The organism is Blattabacterium cuenoti, assembly GCF_014251595.1.
Classification (GTDB): Bacteria; Bacteroidota; Bacteroidia; order Flavobacteriales; family Blattabacteriaceae; genus Blattabacterium; species Blattabacterium cuenoti_Q.
Genome location: NZ_CP059192.1, coordinates 109,503 through 130,255, shown reverse-complemented (window position 1 = coordinate 130,255; position 20,753 = coordinate 109,503). Strand labels below are relative to the sequence as shown.

20 protein-coding genes, 3 tRNA genes and 1 other RNA gene are annotated in these 20,753 nt (G+C 25.9%); 14 read left to right on the top strand and 10 right to left on the bottom strand.

Annotation, left to right across the window (positions count from 1 at the left end; all coding sequences use genetic code 11):
• Nucleotides 1–81: 81 nt before the first annotated feature.
• The 3 genes from rho to H0H66_RS00585 all read left to right on the top strand — a co-directional run bounded on the left by rho (nucleotide 82) and on the right by H0H66_RS00585 (nucleotide 2,975).
• Nucleotides 82–1,656 (top strand): transcription termination factor Rho, encoded by a 1,575-nt coding sequence (gene rho / locus H0H66_RS00595; protein ID WP_185858058.1) that lies wholly within the window; start codon nucleotides 82–84, stop codon nucleotides 1,654–1,656.
• Between the two features lie 57 nt (nucleotides 1,657–1,713).
• Nucleotides 1,714–1,786, top strand: a tRNA-Met gene (locus H0H66_RS00590).
• Nucleotides 1,787–1,808: 22 nt separating this feature from the next.
• Nucleotides 1,809–2,975: a DNA recombination protein RmuC gene (locus H0H66_RS00585; RefSeq protein WP_185858057.1), complete on the top strand. Its 1,167-nt coding sequence runs from the start codon at nucleotides 1,809–1,811 to the stop codon at nucleotides 2,973–2,975.
• Between the two features lies 1 nt (nucleotide 2,976).
• Here the strand turns inward: H0H66_RS00585 and H0H66_RS00580 are convergent.
• From H0H66_RS00580 to H0H66_RS00570, 3 genes are all read right to left on the bottom strand, one after another.
• Nucleotides 2,977–3,059 (bottom strand) — tRNA-Ser (locus tag H0H66_RS00580).
• 2 nt (nucleotides 3,060–3,061) lie between these two features.
• Nucleotides 3,062–3,358: RNase P RNA component class A (rnpB, locus tag H0H66_RS00575), an RNA gene on the bottom strand.
• Nucleotides 3,352–4,068, bottom strand: a complete 717-nt coding sequence (locus H0H66_RS00570) for a YebC/PmpR family DNA-binding transcriptional regulator (protein ID WP_185858056.1) — start codon at nucleotides 4,066–4,068, stop codon at nucleotides 3,352–3,354. The genes rnpB and H0H66_RS00570 overlap by 7 nt, the downstream gene beginning before the upstream one ends.
• A 64-nt stretch (nucleotides 4,069–4,132) precedes the next feature.
• Here H0H66_RS00570 and rpmB point away from each other — a divergent pair, with 64 nt between their 5' ends.
• The 4 genes from rpmB to htpG all read left to right on the top strand — a co-directional run bounded on the left by rpmB (nucleotide 4,133) and on the right by htpG (nucleotide 7,622).
• Complete coding sequence (gene rpmB, locus H0H66_RS00565) at nucleotides 4,133–4,360, top strand: 50S ribosomal protein L28 (protein WP_185858055.1); 228 nt, start codon at nucleotides 4,133–4,135, stop codon at nucleotides 4,358–4,360.
• Between the two features lies 1 nt (nucleotide 4,361).
• Nucleotides 4,362–4,544, top strand: a complete 183-nt coding sequence (gene rpmG / locus H0H66_RS00560) for a 50S ribosomal protein L33 (protein WP_185858054.1) — start codon at nucleotides 4,362–4,364, stop codon at nucleotides 4,542–4,544.
• Between the two features lie 192 nt (nucleotides 4,545–4,736).
• On the top strand, nucleotides 4,737–5,675 hold the full coding sequence (ftsY, locus tag H0H66_RS00550; RefSeq protein ID WP_185858052.1) for a signal recognition particle-docking protein FtsY: 939 nt from the start codon (nucleotides 4,737–4,739) through the stop codon (nucleotides 5,673–5,675).
• Between the two features lie 90 nt (nucleotides 5,676–5,765).
• Nucleotides 5,766–7,622, top strand: a complete 1,857-nt coding sequence (gene htpG / locus H0H66_RS00545) for a molecular chaperone HtpG (protein WP_185858051.1) — start codon at nucleotides 5,766–5,768, stop codon at nucleotides 7,620–7,622.
• A 4-nt stretch (nucleotides 7,623–7,626) separates the two neighbouring features.
• On the opposite strand, the gene H0H66_RS00540 is transcribed toward htpG, so the two are convergent.
• Together H0H66_RS00540 and H0H66_RS00535 are read right to left on the bottom strand one after the other, a co-directional pair.
• Complete coding sequence (locus H0H66_RS00540; protein ID WP_185858050.1) at nucleotides 7,627–8,394, bottom strand: 3'-5' exonuclease; 768 nt, start codon at nucleotides 8,392–8,394, stop codon at nucleotides 7,627–7,629.
• Between the two features lie 4 nt (nucleotides 8,395–8,398).
• Nucleotides 8,399–9,112 carry a CDP-alcohol phosphatidyltransferase family protein gene (locus H0H66_RS00535; RefSeq protein WP_317167872.1) on the bottom strand — a complete coding sequence of 238 codons (714 nt, stop codon included), beginning with the start codon at nucleotides 9,110–9,112 and terminating at the stop codon, nucleotides 8,399–8,401.
• Nucleotides 9,113–9,160: 48 nt separating this feature from the next.
• Here H0H66_RS00535 and ybeY point away from each other — a divergent pair, with 48 nt between their 5' ends.
• Together ybeY and mnmG are read left to right on the top strand one after the other, a co-directional pair.
• Nucleotides 9,161–9,577, top strand: coding sequence for an rRNA maturation RNase YbeY (gene ybeY, locus H0H66_RS00530; RefSeq protein ID WP_185858049.1), 417 nt, complete (start codon nucleotides 9,161–9,163; stop codon nucleotides 9,575–9,577).
• Nucleotides 9,578–9,581: 4 nt separating this feature from the next.
• On the top strand, nucleotides 9,582–11,453 hold the full coding sequence (gene mnmG / locus H0H66_RS00525; RefSeq protein ID WP_185858048.1) for a tRNA uridine-5-carboxymethylaminomethyl(34) synthesis enzyme MnmG: 1,872 nt from the start codon (nucleotides 9,582–9,584) through the stop codon (nucleotides 11,451–11,453).
• On the opposite strand, the gene H0H66_RS00520 is transcribed toward mnmG, so the two are convergent.
• Nucleotides 11,430–11,759 (bottom strand): FtsB family cell division protein, encoded by a 330-nt coding sequence (locus tag H0H66_RS00520; RefSeq protein WP_185858047.1) that lies wholly within the window; start codon nucleotides 11,757–11,759, stop codon nucleotides 11,430–11,432. The two genes, mnmG and H0H66_RS00520, sit on opposite strands and share 24 nt — an antisense overlap.
• 191 nt (nucleotides 11,760–11,950) lie before the next feature.
• Between H0H66_RS00520 and fumC the strand changes: the two genes are divergently transcribed.
• Entirely contained in the window at nucleotides 11,951–13,336 is a 1,386-nt protein-coding gene (gene fumC, locus H0H66_RS00515; protein ID WP_185858046.1) for a class II fumarate hydratase, read from the top strand.
• A gap of 13 nt (nucleotides 13,337–13,349) precedes the next feature.
• Here the strand turns inward: fumC and H0H66_RS00510 are convergent, their stop codons facing one another.
• Nucleotides 13,350–14,117: a TatD family hydrolase gene (locus H0H66_RS00510; protein WP_185858045.1), complete on the bottom strand. Its 768-nt coding sequence runs from the start codon at nucleotides 14,115–14,117 to the stop codon at nucleotides 13,350–13,352.
• A 38-nt stretch (nucleotides 14,118–14,155) separates the two neighbouring features.
• Between H0H66_RS00510 and fabD the strand changes: the two genes are divergently transcribed.
• The 3 genes from fabD to H0H66_RS00495 are packed head-to-tail and all read left to right on the top strand — an operon-like array spanning nucleotide 14,156 to nucleotide 17,272.
• Nucleotides 14,156–15,016: an ACP S-malonyltransferase gene (gene fabD, locus H0H66_RS00505; protein WP_185858044.1), complete on the top strand. Its 861-nt coding sequence runs from the start codon at nucleotides 14,156–14,158 to the stop codon at nucleotides 15,014–15,016.
• Between the two features lie 15 nt (nucleotides 15,017–15,031).
• Nucleotides 15,032–15,964, top strand: coding sequence for a GYDIA family GHMP kinase (locus H0H66_RS00500; protein WP_185858043.1), 933 nt, complete (start codon nucleotides 15,032–15,034; stop codon nucleotides 15,962–15,964).
• Nucleotides 15,965–16,021: 57 nt separating this feature from the next.
• On the top strand, nucleotides 16,022–17,272 hold the full coding sequence (locus tag H0H66_RS00495; protein ID WP_185858042.1) for a citrate synthase: 1,251 nt from the start codon (nucleotides 16,022–16,024) through the stop codon (nucleotides 17,270–17,272).
• On the opposite strand, the gene H0H66_RS00490 is transcribed toward H0H66_RS00495, so the two are convergent.
• The 3 genes from H0H66_RS00490 to H0H66_RS00480 all read right to left on the bottom strand — a co-directional run bounded on the left by H0H66_RS00490 (nucleotide 17,273) and on the right by H0H66_RS00480 (nucleotide 19,421).
• Nucleotides 17,273–17,355: transfer RNA gene (locus H0H66_RS00490), tRNA-Leu, on the bottom strand.
• A 23-nt stretch (nucleotides 17,356–17,378) separates the two neighbouring features.
• Nucleotides 17,379–18,932: an Rne/Rng family ribonuclease gene (locus H0H66_RS00485; protein ID WP_185858041.1), complete on the bottom strand. Its 1,554-nt coding sequence runs from the start codon at nucleotides 18,930–18,932 to the stop codon at nucleotides 17,379–17,381.
• Nucleotides 18,933–19,127: 195 nt separating this feature from the next.
• Nucleotides 19,128–19,421: an HU family DNA-binding protein gene (locus tag H0H66_RS00480; RefSeq protein ID WP_166266265.1), complete on the bottom strand. Its 294-nt coding sequence runs from the start codon at nucleotides 19,419–19,421 to the stop codon at nucleotides 19,128–19,130.
• 82 nt (nucleotides 19,422–19,503) lie between these two features.
• Between H0H66_RS00480 and mutY the strand changes: the two genes are divergently transcribed.
• Nucleotides 19,504–20,553 (top strand): A/G-specific adenine glycosylase, encoded by a 1,050-nt coding sequence (gene mutY, locus H0H66_RS00475; protein ID WP_185858040.1) that lies wholly within the window; start codon nucleotides 19,504–19,506, stop codon nucleotides 20,551–20,553.
• Nucleotides 20,554–20,753 lie beyond the last annotated feature (200 nt).

Here is a 20,753-nt window from a genome sequence, read left to right as displayed (position 1 = left end):
GTTTCTAAGTTATTTTTCATTAAGTTATTATACTAAAAAGTATATTACTTACCAAGAATACATATAAAACCCAATTACTTTATGTTTGATATTACTGAATTAAAAAGTAAGAAACTTTTTGAATTACAGGAGATTGCTCGTTCATCAGGATTAAAAAAATGCACACAATTACGCAAAAACGAACTCCTGGAAAAAATTATTTCTATTTTCAATAATAATAAAAATGTTTCTACATTCCCAAAAAGGGATAACCCTTTAAAGAAAGGATTTAAAATGCGAAAAAGTACTGAATCTAAAAATTCATTTTTAGAAAAAAAAAATATAAATAGTCAAAAAAAACTGTTTTCTCAAGAACATTTAAAAGTCTCTAATTCTAAACCTTCAGAAGAAACCACGAAATTTTATAAAAAACATCAAAATTTTTATAATTGGAAAAAAAATGACAGATTTGAAGGAAAAAATGCGTCATTACCTCATGGAACAGAAGGAGTAGGATCACAAAAAATTTCTTCCAATAAATATAGGACTCCTGAATACGAATTTGAAGGAATAATCATAAGTGAAGGAGTATTGGAAATTATGCCAGAAAATTACGGATTTTTAAGGTCTTCCGATTTCAATTATTTATCATCTCCTGATGATATTTATGTTTCTCAATCTCAAATCAGACTTTTTGGAATGAAAACAGGAGATACAATCAGAGGAGAAGTTCGTCCACCTAAAGATGGTGAAAAATATTTTCCACTTATTAAAATTCTTGAAATTAATGGTAGATCTCCTTCTTTTGTCAGAGATAGAGATTCCTTTGAGCATTTGACTCCATTATTTCCAAATGAAAAATTTAAATTAGCCGAAAAAAATGCAACTCTTTCTACAAGAATTGTAGATCTTTTTACTCCTATAGGAAAAGGACAAAGAGGAATGATCGTTGCTCCTCCTAAAACAGGAAAAACTACTTTATTAAAGGAAATTGCTAATGCCATTGCAGCTAATCATCCTGAAGTATATTTAATTATATTATTGATTGATGAACGCCCAGAAGAGGTGACTGATATGCAGAGAAATGTAAAAGGAGAAGTTATTGCTTCTACTTTTGATGAACCAGCAGACAGACATGTTAAAGTCGCAAATATTGTTTTACAAAAAGCAAAAAGAATGGTAGAATGTTCACATGATGTTGTCATATTATTAGATTCTATTACACGTTTAGCACGCGCCTATAATACTGTTGCTCCTGCTTCTGGAAAGGTTTTATCAGGAGGAGTAGATGCCAACGCATTACACAGGCCAAAACGATTTTTTGGAGCCGCTAGAAACATAGAAAATGGGGGATCCTTATCTATCATTGCGACTGCAATGATAGATACAGGATCCAAAATGGATGAAGTCATCTTTGAAGAATTTAAAGGAACAGGGAACAAAGAACTTCAATTAGATAGAAAAATAGCTAATAAACGAATTTATCCAGCTATTGATCTTGTATCTTCTAGTACAAGAAAAGATGATCTTTTACTTGATACAAATACATTACAAAGAATGTGGATTCTTAGAAAACATCTTTCCGATATGAATCCAGTAGAAGCTATGGAATTTTTAAGATCTAGAATGGCTAGAACTCAAAATAATGAGGAATTTTTAATATCTATGAATGGATGAATCAATTTAATATTTGATTTTTTAGATGAAAAACATTATATTCACAAGTATAATATTCGCGGGATGGAGCAGTTGGTAGCTCGTCGGGCTCATAACCCGAAGGTCATAGGTTCGAGTCCTATTCCCGCTATTTTTTTTTCTCATAATTTTTAATGTATTATTCATTTATACTTTTAAATTTTTTTATTTTTTTAATATGTATCATATTTTTTTTTAGAAAACTAGAATTTTTTTTTAGAAAAGAATTTAAAGATCAACAAAATGAAACTCAAAAATTATTTAAATATAATAGAACTGAAATTATTGATTCTTTTATTGAAACGAAAAATGGATTAATACAAACCGTAAAAATATTTCAAGATACTATTGATAAAGAAATTCAACTGTATATTGAAAATCAAAATAAAAAATTAGATTCTATTTATATATCACAAGAAAAATTTTATAAACTTATTGAAAATCAGTTAAATAAAATTCAAGAAAATGTAAGTGATAAACTTCAAACTTCTCTCAATGCTCATTTAGGGAAATCATTTGAAATAATTGGAAATCAATTGTTTTTTTTACAAGAAGGGTTAGGAGAAATGAAGGTTTTAGCAAAAGATGTAAGTTCTTTAAAAAGAACCTTAAATCATGTCAAAATATGTGGAAGTTTTAGTGAAATGCAACTTTCAATGCTTTTACAACAAATATTATCACCCGATCAATACGCTTCTAATGTTGTAACCAAATCGAGTACAAATTTTGTAGTAGAATTTGCAATTAAACTTCCAGGATTTGGAGATGGAAATATGATATGGTTGCCTATTGATGTTAAATTTCCAAAAGAAACTTATGAAAAAGTACAAAAAGCTTATCGTAATGGAGAAAAAAAAAATATAGAAATAGCCATAAAAAATATGGAATCTGTACTTAAAAAAATGTCCAAGAATATTAAAGATAAATATATAGATCCTCCATATACTACTGATTTTGCTATCCTTTTTTTACCTTTTGAAGGAATATATGCTGAAATTGCAAGAAATTCTAGTTTATTAGAAGAATTATTAAGAAAATATAAAACCGTAATAGCAGGACCGTCTACATTAGCTGCTGTATTAAACAGTTTACAGATTGGGTTTAGAACTTTAGCGATTCAAAAAAGAAGTTCTGAAGTTTGGAAAATTTTAGAAACGGTCAAGCAAGAGTTCACTAAATTTGGATTGTTACTTCATCAAGCTCAAGATAAATTACAAGGAGCATCCAAAGATATAGACCGTTTGTTAGGTGTGAGAACTAATGTGATAGATAAAAAATTAAAAGACATCGAAAATTTATAAACGGAGAGAAAGGGATTCGAACCCTTGACACTTTTGTGAACACGCTTTCCAGACGTGCGCCTTAATCCTCTCGGCCATCTCTCCAAAAAAAAAGTAAAATTGTAAGCCGGATTCTGTTTTTTCCTATCATTTATCTAGGATATAGGTTACCCATAATCTCAATCTGCCTACCCGCCGGTTTCAACCGAGCTAGTATTCCGGTATACATGGCATTTCACCACACAGAGTTTACATGATTTCACTACAGCAAATAAATCTGTATATTCTTTCTGTTGCACTATTCCTCATCTTACGATGGATGGGTGTTACCCACTGTGTTGCTCTACGGTGTCCGGACTTTCCTCATTTTTTTTTTTTTTAAATGCGATAGGATATTTTACTTTTGATTTTCATTCATATTAGAATAAATATTTTCTACATCTTCATTTGAATGAAGTTTTTTAATAAAATTTAAAACTTTATTCCTTTTTTCTTCTGAAATAGATTTGATCTGTTTCGGAATACGTTCGACTTGATATTCATGAGGTATTTTCAGTTTTTCCAAATTATCTTTCATAAATCCAAAATGTTCAAAGTATGTATATAAATAAATTATATCATGATTTTTTTTTATATATTGAGCACCAAAATCTATTGTCATAAGTTCAAAGTTTTCCATTGAATCGTGAATATCTCTTTCTTTTATACAAAAAACCCCCATTCTATGAAAAAAATGGATTAATTTCCCGTTATGACATAATCTTCCTCCATTTTTATTAAAAAATGTTCTAATATTAGAAGTTGTTCGAAGACTGTTGTTTGTCATACATTCTATAATTATACTAATTCCGTGAATTAATCCTTCTAAATTTAAATTTTTGTAATCATCCGTTTTCATTTGTAAAGCTTTTTTTATAGCTTTTTCTATAGTATTTTTAGGAATATTCACAGATTTAGCACTTACAATCGCATTTCTAAAACGAGAATTATTTGTACCTGATTCTTTTACAGCAGTAGATATTTCTTTAATAATTTTAGAAAATTTTTTAGATTTTTTAAAATCTTGATTAGATTTTCTATGTTGTATATTTGACCATTTGCTATGTCCTGACATGAAATGTCTTTAGTATAAAATTATTTATATTTATTTATTGGCAAGTTTACGAAAAAAAATTATTATGTCAAAAATTTGTGAATTGACAGGAAAAAAAGGAATGATAGGAAATAAAATTTCTCATGCAAATAATAAAACAAAACGTCGTTTCAACATAAACCTATGCAAAAAACGTTTTTTTCTAATAAAAGAAAAAAAATGGATTACTTTAAAAATTTGTACATCTACGATGAGACTTATTGATAAAATAGGGATAGAAAAAGTTTTAAAACGTTTTAAATATAAATATTAAAATGGGAAAAAAAGGAAATAGGATACAAGTTATATTAGAATGTACTGAACAAAGGAAAATTGGAATTTCTGGTTGTTCTAGATATATTACAACAAAAAATAAAAAAAATACTCCAAACAGAATTGAACTAAAAAAATATAACCCCATATTAAGGAAATATACTATTCATAAAGAAATTAAATAAATAAAAATAACATAAAACAATAAAAATGTATAAAAAGGAAACAGATAACCAAAATCAAAAAAAAAAGATTTCAAAAAAAATGACTTTGGCTATAAAAGTTGTTAAATCTAAAAAATCAGGCTCTTATACTTTCGTAAATAAAATGATTTCTGATGAAGAATTTAAGATTTTTTTTTGTAAAAAAATAAAGTAGTGTTTTTAAAAAAAGAAACAAATAAAACATTCAATCATGAATTAAAAAAAACTAGAAAATCTTTTTTTTCTAAAATAAAAGATCTTTTTTTGAAAAAATCAAAAATAGATATTAATATTCTTGATAAAATAGAAGATATTTTATTATCTTCAGATATAGGAACACAAACTACTATTAAAATTTTAAATAGTTTAGAGAAAAAAATTAAAAAGGAAAAATATAGTAGTTTACATGATATTCATCATGCCCTTAAAGAAGAAATTAAAAATCTTTTTATAGATATCGAAAATGTTTGTTTAGAGAATAAAATCCAAAAAAATAATGAAAAGCCATATGTTATTTTAATAGTAGGAGTTAATGGGGTTGGAAAAACAACTACAATTGGAAAATTAGCTTTCTTTCTGAAAAAAAAAGGTTTCCATGTTTTGATAGGGGCTGCTGATACATTTAGAGCGGCAGCTATTGATCAACTTGAAATATGGGCAAATCGAGCTGAAGTCCCTATAATTAAACAACAAATGAACGCGGATCCAGCATCTGTTGCGTATGATACTTTACAATCTGCGAAATCCAAAAAAAAAGATGTGGTAATAATTGATACCGCTGGTCGATTACAAAATCGAATCAATCTTATGGAAGAACTTTCTAAAATTAGTAGAGTCATGAAAAAAATAATGACAGAATCTCCTCATGAGATTATACTTATTTTGGATGCCACAACCGGTCAAAATGCTTTTGAACAAGTCAGACAGTTTACTTCTTTTGTTAAAATATCTTCTATTATTCTAACAAAAATAGAAGGAACTGCTAAAGGTGGAGTGGTAATAGGAATTATGGATCAATTTAAAATTCCGATTCAATATTTGGGAACAGGAGAAAAAATTCAAGATTTAAAAATATTTGATGGAATCAAATTTATAGATAGTTTTTTTGAATAAAAATTGAACTTACATTTTGTTCGTTATTTTAAATAACAGAATAATTATTGTATATTCTCTCATATTATCATTTTGATCAATTCAATATTTATGGTGAATAATAAAATAAGTGTTACTTCAGATAACATTTTTCCTATTATTAAAAAATTTCTTTATTCAGATCAAGAAGTTTTTTTACGTGAACTGGTTTCTAATGCGGTAGATGCTGTTACAAAATTAAAAACTTTAATTAAATTAGAAAATTTATATGATATTATCGACGATTTTAAAATTAAAATCATCATAGATCAAAATAGGAAAACACTTCACATACGGGATAATGGTATAGGAATGACACAAGAAGAAGTAGACAAATACATTAATCAAATCGCTTTTTCTGGAGCTGAAGAGTTTATTAACAAATATCAAAACACAACAAAAAAAAATTCTAATATTATTGGTCATTTTGGTTTAGGTTTTTATTCTTCTTTTATGGTGTCAGATAAAGTAATGATATTAACTCAATCTTATCAAAAAGACGCATCATCCATATCTTGGTCTTGTGAAGGAAATCCTAATTTCATCATGAAAGAAATTGAAAAAATAGATAGAGGAACAGAAGTTATTTTATTTCTTAATGAAGAAAATCAAGAATTTATAGAATATGAACGTATTTTGAAACTATTACAAAAATACTGTAAATTTATGTCTGTCACAATTTCTTTATCAAAAAAAGAGGATAAAGAAAAAGAAATTGTAATCAATAATGTTGATCCTGCCTGGAAAAAAAATCCACATCAGTTAAATAATAAAAATTACTTAGATTTTTATTATGAATTATATCCCCATCAATTAGAAGATCCTTTATTTTGGGTTCATTTAAATATAGATCATCCATTTCATTTAACGGGTATTTTATATTTTCCAAAAATAGAAAAAAGAATAGATATACAGAAAGATAAAATTCATTTATATCAAAATCAAGTTTATATAACGGATAATTTGGAAGGAGTTGTTCCAGATTTTTTGAGCTTATTAAGAGGGGTTATAGATTCTCCAGATATTCCTCTCAATGTATCACGTTCTCATCTTCAATCTGACTCTTCTGTTAAAAATATATCTAAATATATAACAAGAAAAGTATCGAATCAGCTATATACTATGTTTCAAAAAAATAGAGATGATTTTCAAAAAAAATGGACAGATATTAAAATTATAGTAGAATATGGAATGATTAGTACACAAAGTTTTTTTGATAAAGCTATCGAATTTTTTATTTTTTATACTGTAGACCAGTATTATTTTACATTAGAAGAATATAAAAATAAAATCAAACAAACTCAAAAAAATAAAGAAGGAAAAATTGTTTTTCTTTATTCTTCAGATCAAGATCAACAATATAGTTCTATAAAAGAAGCTAAAGATAGATCCTATGAAATTTTAATTTTGGATAGTCCACTTTCGGTTCATTTAATACAGAAATTAGAATCATCTTATCAAGATATATGCTTTGTTCGAGTGGATTCAGATCACATTGATAAATTAATTGATTCTAATACAAAAAAGGAAGAAGTTCATTCAGAACTTTCTGAAAAAGAAAAACAAGATTTAAAAGATATAATTCAACATTATTTAATAGATAATTACAAATTATCTATCCAATTAGAGGATTTATCCAAAAAAGACAACCCTTTTTTAATTATCATTCCAGAATTTTTAAGGAGAATAAAAGAAATGAATTCTACTATTATAGAAAAAAGTACAGTCGAAAAAGATAAATATTATCAATTGATAGTAAACACCAATCATGGTTTAATGAAAAAAATATTAAAAGAAGTATCAGAAGAAAAAAGAAAAAAAATTATTCAAGAAGCTTTAAATTTAACTTTGTTATCCAAAGATCTGTTACGTGGAAAAAATCTTACAAATTTTATATCAAAAAGATTTAAAGATCTTGTTCAAGAATAAATATTTATTTATTAAATTTTTTTAATTTAATTCCTGTTAATATTTTTTTTGTATATAATGGAAAATTGGAATTTTGTATCCATCCATAATAATTCGGATCTTTTTCAAAAATTTCAAAAACTTTTTCACCTTTGTATTTTCCAAAATTGAATATTTCGTTTCCTTCATCATCTATTTTCACGAATCCAGCAAGATCTGCTATATTTTTTTGATGAGAAAACTGATTTAGACTTTTGACATCTTTTTTTAGATTTTCATATTTTTCTAATTGTGCTAATAATATTTTATATGTAGCAAAGGTGTCAGCTTTAGAACTATGAGCTTTCATTAAATCTTTACCACAATAATATTTATAAGCAGCAGAAAGGGTTCTAGGTTCCATTTTATGAAAAATAACTTGAACATCTATAGTTTTATGTTTTCTAATATCGAAGGATATTCCTGCGCGTAACATTTCTTCCGCTAAAAGAGGTATATCAAATCTATTCGAATTATATCCTGCTAAATCTGTATTTTCAATCATTGTAAGAATAGAAGAAGCTACATCTTTAAATGTAGATTTTCCTGCTACATCTTCATTTTTAATACCATGAATAGCCGTTGATTGTGGGGGTATGGGGATTTCAGGACAAACTAGCCAAGTTTTATCTTCTTGTCCTCCATTAGGAAATATTTTTAATATCGATATTTCTATAATTCTATCTTTTCCTATATTGACTCCTGTTGCTTCTATATCGAAAAAACAAATAGGACGATGAAGTTTTAATTTCATGTTTCTAATATGAATTTTTTTGTTTTAATCTATGAAAATAAATTGAGGTTATTATATAAAAAATAACAATGCATGGTAAAGCTGTTAAATGTAAAATTAATAAAAGAAAAACACTAATCAATAAAAAAATATAACGTATTTTATTCTTTTTCCAAGAAAAATTTTCAAATTTAAAAGAAAACATTCTAATACGAGATACTAAAAGATAACAGGATAGTAATATTGTAAAAAGCATTATAACAAGGTATATAATTTTTTTTTGATTGATGAAATTAATCATAGGATTTTTTGTAATTATAATAGATAAAGAAGAAAAAAATAAGGTATTTACGGGGGTTGTTAGTCCTATAATATGATTATTGGAACTCTTTTTAATATTAAATAAAGCCAAACGACAAGCGGATACAATAGAAATAAGAAAAGCTAAATATTCAATAAATGGAATCGGAGTTTTTTTTTCTAATAAAAGAAAAACTATTATAGATGGAACTATTCCAAAAGAAACCATGTCTGCTAAAGAATCTAATTCTTTTCCAAATAGACTTTCGTTTTTTATCAATCTAGAAAAAAAACCATCTAAAAAATCGAAAATTATTGAAAATAAACTAGCAATAGCAGAATAATAAAAATTTTTTGATTGCAAAAATATTATAGATATGCATCCACAAAATAAATTTAATAAAGTGAATATACTAGGAATGATTTTTTTCGTGATCAAAATATATAAAAATAAAAATTATCCTAAAATAGAAAATATTATTTTATAATGATTAAGTTTTTTTATGAAATTCCTAATTTTCATATTAAAAAAGAATCTTATTTAATTAATAAAATCTGTATTTTATTAAATAATGAGGGAATGTATATTGGAAATATAAATTATATTTTTTGTAATGATAATTTTCTTTTATATATGAATAAAAAATATTTAAAAAAAAATTTTTATACAGATGTACTTGCATTTAATTATTCTGTTCGGAAATTTATTTCCGGAGATATATTTATTAGCGTAGATCGTGTTTATGATAATTCTAAACAATGGAATCAATTTTTTATGTATGAATTAAAACGAGTAATGATACATGCTGTATTACATTTTTTAGGATATAATGATCATAATTATATAGACAAAATAATTATGAAAAAAAAAGAAGAGTTTTATTTAAATTTATTTAAATTTTAAAATCATGTTTCCATATACAATATATGATGTTATTGTAGTTGGCGGAGGACATGCTGGAATTGAAGCTGCTTCTGCTTCTTCTAACATGGGATCCAAAACTTTGCTTATTACTACTAATTTGCAAACAATAGGTCAAATGTCATGTAATCCAGCTATAGGAGGAATTGCTAAAGGTCAAATAATTAGAGAAATAGATGCTTTAGGAGGTTATACAGGAATTGTTACAGATTCTAGTACAATTCAATTTAGAATGCTTAATAAATCCAAGGGACCAGCTATGTGGAGTCCAAGAGCACAATGTGATAGAAGGTTATTTTCCTATTATTGGAGATCTTTTCTAGAAAAAAATAATAAATTGGATTTATATCAAGATACAGTAACATCTTTAATTGTAGAACAATACAAAATTAAAGGTGTTCAAACTTTTTTTGGATTAAAAATTAAAGGAAAATCGGTTATACTTACGAATGGTACATTTTTAAATGGTAAGATTCATATTGGTAAAAAAAAAATTAATGGAGGAAGAATCGCTGAACAAGAAGTAAGAGGAATCACAGAACAATTAACTCAAAGTTTTGGATTAAAGTTTGGAAGAATGAAAACCGGAACATCTCCCAGAGTGGATGGACGTTCTTTAAATTATGATAGAATGAAACCTCAAAATGGAGATATCAACCCAAAAAAATTTTCTTTTTTTCATCATACAAAAAAATTAAAAAAACAAATCAAATGTCATATAACTTATACCAATCAAAAAGTACATGATTTTATACGTAATAATTTCAGTTATTCTCCAGTTTTTACTGGATCTATTCAAGGAGTTAGTCCTAGATATTGTCCTTCCATAGAAGATAAAGTTTTCCGATTTTCGGATAAAAAAGAACATACGATTTTTGTTGAACCAGAAGGATGGGATACTGTAGAAGTATATGTTAATGGTTTTTCAACCTCTTTTCCAGAAGAAATACAATATCAATCTTTAAAAAAAATTTCAGGATTTGAAAAAGTACAAATATTAAAACCTGGATATGCTATTGAATATGATTATTTTCCTCCAGAACAATTAAAGATGACTTTGGAAAGTAAAATTATAGAAAATCTTTTTTTTGCTGGACAAATTAATGGAACTACTGGATATGAAGAAGCAGCTGCACAAGGATTAATGGCAGGAATTAATGTTCATTTAAAGATTCATGAAAAAGAACCTTTTATTCTTAAAAGAAATCAGGCTTATATTGGAGTTTTAATCGATGATTTGATTACGAAAGGGACAAAAGAACCTTATAGAATGTTCACTTCAAGAGCGGAATATAGGATGTTATTGCGACAAGACAACGCTGATGATAGATTAACCCCTATGGGTTATAATATAGGTTTAATTTCAGAAGATAAAATGATTCTGTTAGATAGAAAAAAATATAAAATAAAGAAATGTATGTATTTGTTTCAAAATAAAAATTTTGATCCCCAAATTATAAATCCTATTTTATATTCTAAAAAATCTCCTCCAATATATCATAAAAAAAAAATAGAAACTATTTTATCTCGTTCTGAAATTGAGATTGAAGATGTGATTCCACTTTTAATAGATGAAATCAAAAAAAATAATTTTTCAGAGGAAATATTAGAACAAGTATCAATTAGAATCAAATATAAAGGGTATATAGATAGAGAAAAAGAAAATGCCAAAAAATTATTGAAATTAGAAAATCTTAAAATTCCAAATAATTTTGATTACAAATTAATCAAATCTCTTTCTTCAGAAGCAAGAGAAAAATTAGATTATTACCGTCCAATATCATTAGCTCAAGCTTCAAGAATTAGTGGAATATCTCCTTCGGACTTAAGTATTTTACTCATATATATGGGGCGTTAAATTATTGTTTCGATTATTTCGAGATACAATAAACAAATCTTCATCTTCTTTTTTCATATAAAATTTTTCTCTTGCCAATTTTTCAATATATTTAGAATCTGTAGTTAATTTTTTTAATTGGGTATCTTCTAATAAAATTTTTTTTTTCAAAAAATCTCTATTATCTGTCATTTCCTGAATACTTTTTTTAAATTTATAGTGTAAAATTAAAGAATTAGAGTCAAAAAAAGATATCCATATCAAAAAAGAAATACTGATCCAAAAGTATTTATTTTTAAATATTTTGTATTTTTTTCTTTTTTCCATATTTTTTTATATGAATCAATATATTACTCATAATCCAATACATAATCCAATAAATACTAAAAAAAAATAAAAAAAATATACACCAAAAACCAGATATAGTTATGAGTAAGAAAAACAAAAATCCTATAAATTTAATAATCATGAATACAATTTTCATAAATATAATATTATAATTTCGTAAAAATAGAAAAATGACATATAGAATAGAAAAAGATATTTTGGGAGAGGTTCAAGTTCCTAATAATAAATATTGGGGAGCTCAAACAGAAAGATCTCGAAATAATTTTAAAATCGGACCAGAAGCTTCTATGCCTATAGAAATTATTCATGCATTTGGTTTTTTAAAAAAAGCTGCCGCTCATGTGAATTTTGAATTAGGTCTTTTATCTGAAGAAAAGAAAGATATGATATCCTTAGTTTGTGATGAAATTATAGAAGGAAAATTAAATAACCAATTTCCTTTAGTTATATGGCAAACAGGTTCAGGAACTCATACAAACATGAATATCAATGAGGTAATTTCGAATAGAGCTCATGTATTAATGGGGGGAAGATTAGGATACTCTAAATGTTTTATTCATCCTAATGATGATGTAAATATGTCTCAATCATCCAACGATACTTTTTCAACCGCAATGCATATAGCCTCTTATCAAGAATTGGTCAGAAAAACCATTCCTTCTATCCAAAAATTAAAAAAAGATTTGGAAAAAAAATCCAAATTATTTCATAATGTAATTAAAATAGGAAGAACCCATCTTATGGATGCGACTCCTATTACGCTAGGACAAGAATTTTCAGGATATGCTTCTCAAATAGATCATGGATTAAATTCAATAATAAAAACTTTAGATCATCTTTCTGAATTAGCTATAGGAGGAACAGCTGTAGGAACAGGATTAAACGCTCCTAAAGGATATGATGTAAAAGTAACCGAATACATATGTAAATATACTGGTTTTCCTTTTCAAGTAGCAAAAAATAAATTTGAAGCTATATCATCTCATGATGCCATAGTGGAATCTCATAGTGCTCTTAAACAAATTGCTGTTTCGTTAATGAAAATATCCAATGATATTCGTTTTTTGGCTTCTGGTCCACGTTCAGGAATTGGAGAAATTCATATTCCTGAAAATGAACCTGGATCTTCTATAATGCCTGGAAAAATAAATCCAACCCAATGTGAAGCTATTATTATGGTTTGCACTCAAGTTATAGGAAATGATATGACAATTTCTATGGCTGGATATTCAGGTAATTATGAATTGAATGTAGCTAAACCATTAATGGCATATAATTTTTTACAAACAACTCAACTCATTGCAGATGCTTGTATTTCTTTTTCTTCTTTTTGTGTAGCAGGAATAAAACCAAATTATCAAAGAATTCAAGAATTTTTGGATAAATCTTTAATGTTAGTTACAGCACTTAATCCCCATATTGGATACGAAAAATCGGCAAAAATTGCAAAATATGCTTATAAAAATAATAGTACATTAAAAGAAGAAGCAATTCGATTGGGATTTTTAACAGATGATGAATTTGAAACATTAGTAGATCCATCCAAAATGGTATGAATCATTTTATATATCAAAAAAATAATTCTTCTACATTTAAATGAATAATATCGGATATTTTTTCTTCTGATATAGAATAAATTTGTGATAATTTTTTTAAAATTATTCTTAAATTTTTTGGCTCATTTCTTATTCCTCTTAAAGGATGTGGAGAAAGATAAGGTGCATCAGTTTCTAATACTATATGATTTAAACATATTTTATGTAAAAATTGACTAATATGATTATTTTTAAAAGTAATCATACCTCCAATTCCTAGTTTAATTCCAAAATTAATAATTTTTTTAGCTTGTTCTAAAGTTCCAGAAAAACAATGAAAAACTCCTTTAAGAGAAGAATTTTTTTCTTTTGATAAGATATGGAAAACTTGATTAAAAGCTTTTCTACAATGAATTACTATAGGTAAATTGTTTCGTTTAGCCCACTGTATTTGAATTTGAAAGGCATACTCCTGTTCAGGAATAAATTTTTTTTCTGAATGTAGATCCATTCCTATTTCTCCTATAGAAATGAAAGAGTGTTTATATAACCATGTTTTAATGTTTTGCAATTCTTCTTCTAAATTGGATGGATCCACTTTATTGGGATGTAATCCGATCATGGGAAAACATATATTAGGATATTTTTTTTCTAATTTTAATATATTAGGGATCGTTGAACTATTTATAGAAGGAAGTAAAAACCTATTGATTCCTTTATGAAAAGCATTTTGTATTACAGAATGAATATCTTCATCAAATTCTTTCATGTATAAATGGGTATGAGTATCAGTAATTTTCATGTAATAATTAATTTTTAATTTTTTAATCAAAATATTTTATGAAAGCATATCTATTTCCTGGTCAAGGATCTCAATTTATAGGAATGGGAAAAGATTTATACAAAAAATCTCATTTAGCAAAAGAATTATTTCGATTATCTGACGAAATTCTAGGCTTTAAAATGACATCTATTATGTTTGAAGGATCCATGGATACTTTGAAAAAAACAAAATATACACAATTGGCAATTTATATTTATTCAGTTATAAAAACAAAAACATCAAATGATTTTAAACCGGATATGGTAGCTGGACATTCTCTTGGAGAATTTTCTGCTTTAGCTGCAATTAATGTTTTTTCTTTTGAAGATGGATTAAAATTAGTAAATCAAAGAGCTTCAATTATGCAAAATGTTTGTGAATCTACCCATGGGGGAATGGCTGTAGTATTTGGTTTAAAAGATTCTCTTATAGAAGACGTTTGCAAACAAGATGAGGGGATTATAGTTCCATCTAATTATAATAGTCCTGAACAATTAGTAATTTCTGGAGAAATTCAAGCTTTGAAAAGAGTTTGTTTAATTCTAAAAAAAATAGGAGCTAAAAAAATACTTGTTCTTCCTGTTCATGGAGCTTTTCATTCTCCCATTATGGAACCAGCCCGAAAAAAATTTAAAAAATTTATAAATAAGATTTATTTTCAAGATTCTAAATATCCAATATATCAAAATGTGACAGCTCTTCCTGTCACAAAATCTTATGATATTAAGAAAAATCTTGTAAAACAACTGACAACTCCAGTGAAATGGAAACAATCTATAAAAAATATGATAGCTCATGGAGCTATTTCATTTACAGAAATAGGACCAGGAAATATTTTACAAGGTTTAATTAAAAAAATTTCAAGAAATTTTACCTAAAAATATAGATCCATAATGCATCGAGATAGACAAAAACATTTTTTTTATAGTCATGGAAAATTATTATTGACAGGAGAATATTTTATTTTGTGTGGAGCTGATGGATTAGCTCTACCTACAATTAAAGGACAATCATTAACTATTTTTGGACATAATTTATCTTCTGTTTTACATTGGAAAAGTTATGATGAAATTAATCAACTATGGTTTGAAGGAATATTTCAACTTCCTTCTTTAGATATTTGCTATGAAACAAACAAAAATATAGCTCTTAAATTAAGGGATTTATTATTAAAGTCTAAAAAAAATCAAACAAATTTTCTTTCTAAAGAAGGGGTATTTGTTAAAACAAAATTAGAATTTCCTAGAAATTGGGGGTTAGGAAGTAGTTCTACTTTAATTAATAATATAGCAAAATGGTCTAAAGTCGACCCTTATATGTTATTAGGAAATCATTTTCCTGGTAGTGGATATGATATAGCTTGTGTTAGCATTTCAAAACCGATAATTTACAAATTATGTAATTATAAACCTCATATTTTTCCCATAAAATTTAATCCTCCATTTAAAAATCAACTTTTTTTTCTACATCTCAATAAAAAACAAAATACTTGTGATGAAATACAATATTTTCGTACTAATATATCTAGTATTTCTAATAAAAATATTGAGTCCATCACTTCTATAACTCATAAAATTCCTTTTTGTAAAACATTAAAAGAATTTGAAGAGCTATTGTTTAAACATGAGAAAATAACATCAAAAATGCTAAATATTCCTACTATTAAGGAAATATATTTTCCAGATTATCTAGGAATCGTAAAAAGTCTGGGAGCTTGGGGTGGAGATTTTGTTCTTATAAGTTTTAGAAAAGGAATGAAAAATTATTTTTCTAAAAAGGGATTTAATACTCTGATTTCATTCGATGAAATGATTTATGAAATATAAAACTTACATTAGAATAACATTTTATATTTATATTATATATATTTAAAATTTATTATTATGTGCAGTGTCGTTAATTTTAATATCAATGGATATCATTACAAACTTCCTGTAATTCATGGAACTTTTTATGATAAAGCTATTAATATTTCTCAATTAAGAGAAAATACAGGTTTTGTTACATTTGATCCAGGATTTAAAAATACAGGAATCACTAAAAGTTCTATTAGTTTTATAGATGGAGAAAAAGGAATACTTTTGTATAGAGGGTATCCTATTGAACAAATTATTAATAAATGTTCATTTCTAGAAACGTGTCATCTTCTTTTAATTGGAGAACTTCCTAATACTGCACAATTAAAATATTTTTCTGAAAAAATAAAAAAATTTAATCATATTCATAAGGAAATAATACAAATGCTTGATAATATTCCTAATTTCTATCATCCAATGGGAATTTTATCTTCTTTAACCTATATTTTAGATGCATTTATAAATTCTTTACAAGAAGAAGATATGTATCTTCATTTATTAGCTAAATTACCTATATTAGCGGCTTTAACTTATAGAAAAAAAGTAGGTCTACCTCCTAGTCATGCAGATCATAATCTTGATTATACGTCTAATTTATTAAAAATGTTTTTTTCTAGACCTAATCAATCTTATGAACAAAATCCTATTATCGCAGATACTTTAAATAAAATTTTAATATTACATGCGGATCATGAACAAAATTGCTCTACCACTACCGTTCGTTTATTATGCTCTGCTCATGCTGGATTATTTTCATCTATATCTGCAGGAATGAGTGCTCTTTGGGGAAAATTACATGGAGGAGCAAATCAAGCTGTTATTGAAATGTTAGAAGCCATTTTACAAAGTGGAGGAAATATCAAAAAGTGGATAGAAAAAGCAAAAAACAAAAAAGATCCATTTCGACTTATGGGATTTGGACATAGAATTTATAAAAATTTTGATCCTAGAGCTCAAATAGCTAAAAAAGTTGCCGAAAATGTGATTCAAGAATTAGGAATTTCTGATCCAATATTAGAATTAGCAAAAAATATTGAAGAAAGTGCTCTTCAGGATTCTTATTTTGTAGAAAAAAAACTTTACCCTAATATTGATTTTTATTCTGGAATTATTTATCAAGCGATAGGCATTCCTAAAGATATGTTTACTGTCATGTTTGCTTTAGGTAGATTACCAGGATGGATGGCTCATTGGAAAGAAATGAAACTTAACAGAGATCCCATAGGTAGGCCTAGACAAATTTATATAGGATATAAAAAAAGAAATATAAAAAATTAGTGCGGGCGAAGGGATTCGAACCCTTACGCCTAATAAGCATCAGATCCTAATTCTGACGTGTCTTCCGGTTCCACCACGCCCACTTAATCGAAAGTTATAATTTATTTTAATGAAAGTAAAAAGAAGATGATACGATTTCATGATTTTTATTTATAATTTTATATTCTGTATATCCAAATGAATCTCTTGGAATTATTTTAATCCATTTTTTATATTTTAAAAACCATTTTTGTTGAATAGAAGGAAATCCTTGTTTTAAAAAAGCAGAAACAAAAGAATGAATATGTAATTGTATTCCTTTATGATTCTTGTTTTTTATAATAGTTTCTATAACAAATTCCAAGTGATAAACATAATTATCAGGAGCATTTTTATGTTGTTTATTATTTATATTTATTTTTTTCAATTCAGGTCTTACCCTATGGCGGGTAAATTGAACTAATCCAAACTGATTAGGAGGTAAAATTTGGTGTCTTGCTCTATCATGTTTCATTTTTTCCTTTAAGTGTTCATATAATTTTTTTTTTTGTTTGTAATCAGACATATCTATGAAATCCACGACAATGATACCCCCCATATCTCTTAATCTCAATTGTCTTGCTATTTCTGTTGCTGCTAATAAATTTATTTTCAATATATTATCAATTCTTTCTGATTTTGTACAATTTTTCATCATATAATTGCTCATGCCACTATTAACATCTATAACATGTAAGGCTTCAGTATGTTCTATAATAAGATAAGCTCCATTTTCAAGAGGTACATTTTTACCTAAAAAAACTTGTATTTGTTTTTCTATTCCATATTTTTCAAATATGGGAATGTTTTCTTTGTAATATTTAATTATGTTTGTTTTTTCTGGATAAATTGAAGATAAATATGAATGAATTTCTTGAAAAAGAAAATAATTGTTGCAGCAAATAAATTTAAAATCGTCATTGAATATATCTCTTAATAAACAAAAAATTTTACTTTTTTCATTTAATACCCGAACTGGGGGTAAAAGTTTTATCAAATTATTTAATGTTTTTTTCCATTTTTTTATTAAAAAAAATAGTTCATCATTCAGAACTTTTTCTACTTCATTATTAGCAGCTGTACGAATAATAATTCCAAATTTATTAGGTATTATTTTTTTTATGTAAGAAATTAATCTATTTCTTTCTTTTATATTTTTTATTTTCTTAGAAATAGAAATTTTTTCCGAAAAAGGAATAAGTATTAAGTTTCTACCTGGAATACAAATTTTTGTAGTAAGTTTTGGTCCTTTATTAGAAATAGGTTCTTTAGAAATTTGAACCAAAACTTTTTGTCCAATATGTAATATATGATTTATAGAATTTTTTTTTTCTGAATTTTCGAAATCATTAATAACAGATTTTTTTCTTTTTTTTATGTGATTATCGGATATCAAATCTAAGATTTGATTTATTTGTAATCCAAGATCATCATAATGTAAAAAAGCTCCTTTTGAATGTCCTATATCGATAATAGCAGCATTTAATGCATACAAAATTCTTTTAACTATTCCCAAATAAACATCACCCACAGAGAATTTTTTATCAAAAACATCTCTATGAAGCTCTAATAATTTTCCTTCTTCCAAAAGAGCTATTTTAACTTCTTGTTCTTCTGCATTTATAATTAACTCTTTATTCATACATAGACAAAAACAAGGAAAAAAAAGTTTTAGAAATTACAATAGATTAATTTTTATAATTAAAATTATTATTTCTTTTTATGCCTATTTTTCCTATTTCTTTTTTTTCTTTTATGAGTTGCTATCTTACGTCTTTTTCTTTTTTTTCCGTTTGGCATAATTTTCATTTAATAATTATTGTATTTACATTTTATTTTATTCCTTTATAGGAACATTTTTTTTGACTAACTCAGTAAAAGATTTTGCAGGTTTAAATACTGGGATATTATGCGCAGGAATTACAATAGACATATCTTTGGATATATGACGTCCCAGTTTTTTTGCTCTATATTTAATAATAAATGATCCGAATCCTCTTAAATAAACATTTTCACCCGATGTCAAACTTTGTTTGATTTTTTTCATAAATGTTTCTATCACCTTTTGTGTATCAATTCTTTCAGATCCAGTTTCTGATATGATTTCTGTTATTATATCTGCTTTTGTCATGTTAAATCATTATATCGAATAACAAAATTTGGTTTCCTAAATATACCAATTTTTTATAAAATTGCTCTAAAATTAAAGTTATATGGATTTTTCCAAAAAAATAATAAATTGGTATAAAAAAAATTATCGGAAACTTCCTTGGAGAAAAACTAAAGATCCGTATTATATATTGGTTTCAGAGTTTATGTTACAACAAACAAGAGTTTCACAAAAAACTATAAGATATTATTTAGATTTTATAAAAGAATTTCCAAATTTAGAAAAACTATCTCAAGCAAAAGAAAAAAATGTGTTAAAAAAATGGGAAGGATTAGGTTATTATTTTAGAGCGAAATATTTACATTCTTTTGCTAAAAAGCTACAAAATAATAAAATTTCATTTCCTAATAAATATAAAGAATTAATAAAGTATAAAGGTATAGGTCCATATACCGGGGCTGCTATAGCATCTATATGTTTTCACGAAGTGATTCCTGCTATTGATGGAAACGTTTGCAGAGTATTATCTCGATATTTTGGAATTCACGAGGATATAACGTCTATAAATACAAAAAATATGTTTCGAGTCGTTGTTTCAAAAATAATGGATTTTGAACATCCAGGAATTTTTAATCAAGCCATTATGGATTTAGGTTCTATTTTATGTACTCCAAAAAATCCTAAATGTTTGTTATGTCCAATTCAAGATTCTTGTTTTTCCATTCAAAATGGAACTGTACATCAATTACCTGTCAAAAAAATAAAAAAATTTATAAAACATAGATTTTTTTATTATCTTTTCATATGTGATCGTAATAATAATATTTGTATAAATAAAAGATCAACTAAAGATATATGGGAGGGACTTTATGATTTTCCTTTAATAGAATCTAAAATAAATCTTTCTATTCATGAAATAGTAGATAAAATTTGGAAAAAATTTAGAGTCATTGTTTCTCCCAATTTAGTTTATAAATTGGAACACAAATTAACGCATCAAATTTTATCAATTCAATTTCTTAGTTGTCAAATAAAAAATTTAGATCGAAATATATTCTTGGATCGTTTTTTTTTTATATCCTATAATCAAATAGGGGAATACCCTTTTCCTCGTCCTATTATTTTATTTTTTAAACATAAAAAAATGATTTAGTTTTTATCATATAAATTTTTCATTTTTTTATAAAAATTATTATCAAAATTTAATCTTTTGGAAAAAGAATCTTCGACGAATGTTTTTTTAGAAAAAACTTTATATTTAATTTTTTATTTTGCATTAATAATAATATTGTTATTTCTTTCTGCATTAATATCTGGATCAGAAACTGCTTTTTTTTGTATTGAAAAAAAAAC

Bases quoted from the DNA above. Each gene is read 5' to 3' on its own strand.
- rho (WP_185858058.1), top strand. From the start codon at position 82: ATGTTTGATATTACTGAATTAAAAAGTAAGAAACTTTTTGAATTACAG.
- H0H66_RS00585 (WP_185858057.1), top strand. From the start codon at position 1,809: ATGTATTATTCATTTATACTTTTAAATTTTTTTATTTTTTTAATATGT.
- H0H66_RS00570 (WP_185858056.1), bottom strand. From the start codon at position 4,068: ATGTCAGGACATAGCAAATGGTCAAATATACAACATAGAAAATCTAAT.
- rpmB (WP_185858055.1), top strand. From the start codon at position 4,133: ATGTCAAAAATTTGTGAATTGACAGGAAAAAAAGGAATGATAGGAAAT.
- rpmG (WP_185858054.1), top strand. From the start codon at position 4,362: ATGGGAAAAAAAGGAAATAGGATACAAGTTATATTAGAATGTACTGAA.
- htpG (WP_185858051.1), top strand. From the start codon at position 5,766: ATGGTGAATAATAAAATAAGTGTTACTTCAGATAACATTTTTCCTATT.
- H0H66_RS00540 (WP_185858050.1), bottom strand. From the start codon at position 8,394: ATGAAATTAAAACTTCATCGTCCTATTTGTTTTTTCGATATAGAAGCA.
- ybeY (WP_185858049.1), top strand. From the start codon at position 9,161: ATGATTAAGTTTTTTTATGAAATTCCTAATTTTCATATTAAAAAAGAA.
- mnmG (WP_185858048.1), top strand. From the start codon at position 9,582: ATGTTTCCATATACAATATATGATGTTATTGTAGTTGGCGGAGGACAT.
- H0H66_RS00520 (WP_185858047.1), bottom strand. From the start codon at position 11,759: ATGGAAAAAAGAAAAAAATACAAAATATTTAAAAATAAATACTTTTGG.
- fumC (WP_185858046.1), top strand. From the start codon at position 11,951: ATGACATATAGAATAGAAAAAGATATTTTGGGAGAGGTTCAAGTTCCT.
- H0H66_RS00510 (WP_185858045.1), bottom strand. From the start codon at position 14,117: ATGAAAATTACTGATACTCATACCCATTTATACATGAAAGAATTTGAT.
- fabD (WP_185858044.1), top strand. From the start codon at position 14,156: ATGAAAGCATATCTATTTCCTGGTCAAGGATCTCAATTTATAGGAATG.
- H0H66_RS00500 (WP_185858043.1), top strand. From the start codon at position 15,032: ATGCATCGAGATAGACAAAAACATTTTTTTTATAGTCATGGAAAATTA.
- H0H66_RS00495 (WP_185858042.1), top strand. From the start codon at position 16,022: ATGTGCAGTGTCGTTAATTTTAATATCAATGGATATCATTACAAACTT.
- H0H66_RS00485 (WP_185858041.1), bottom strand. From the start codon at position 18,932: ATGAATAAAGAGTTAATTATAAATGCAGAAGAACAAGAAGTTAAAATA.
- H0H66_RS00480 (WP_166266265.1), bottom strand. From the start codon at position 19,421: ATGACAAAAGCAGATATAATAACAGAAATCATATCAGAAACTGGATCT.
- mutY (WP_185858040.1), top strand. From the start codon at position 19,504: ATGGATTTTTCCAAAAAAATAATAAATTGGTATAAAAAAAATTATCGG.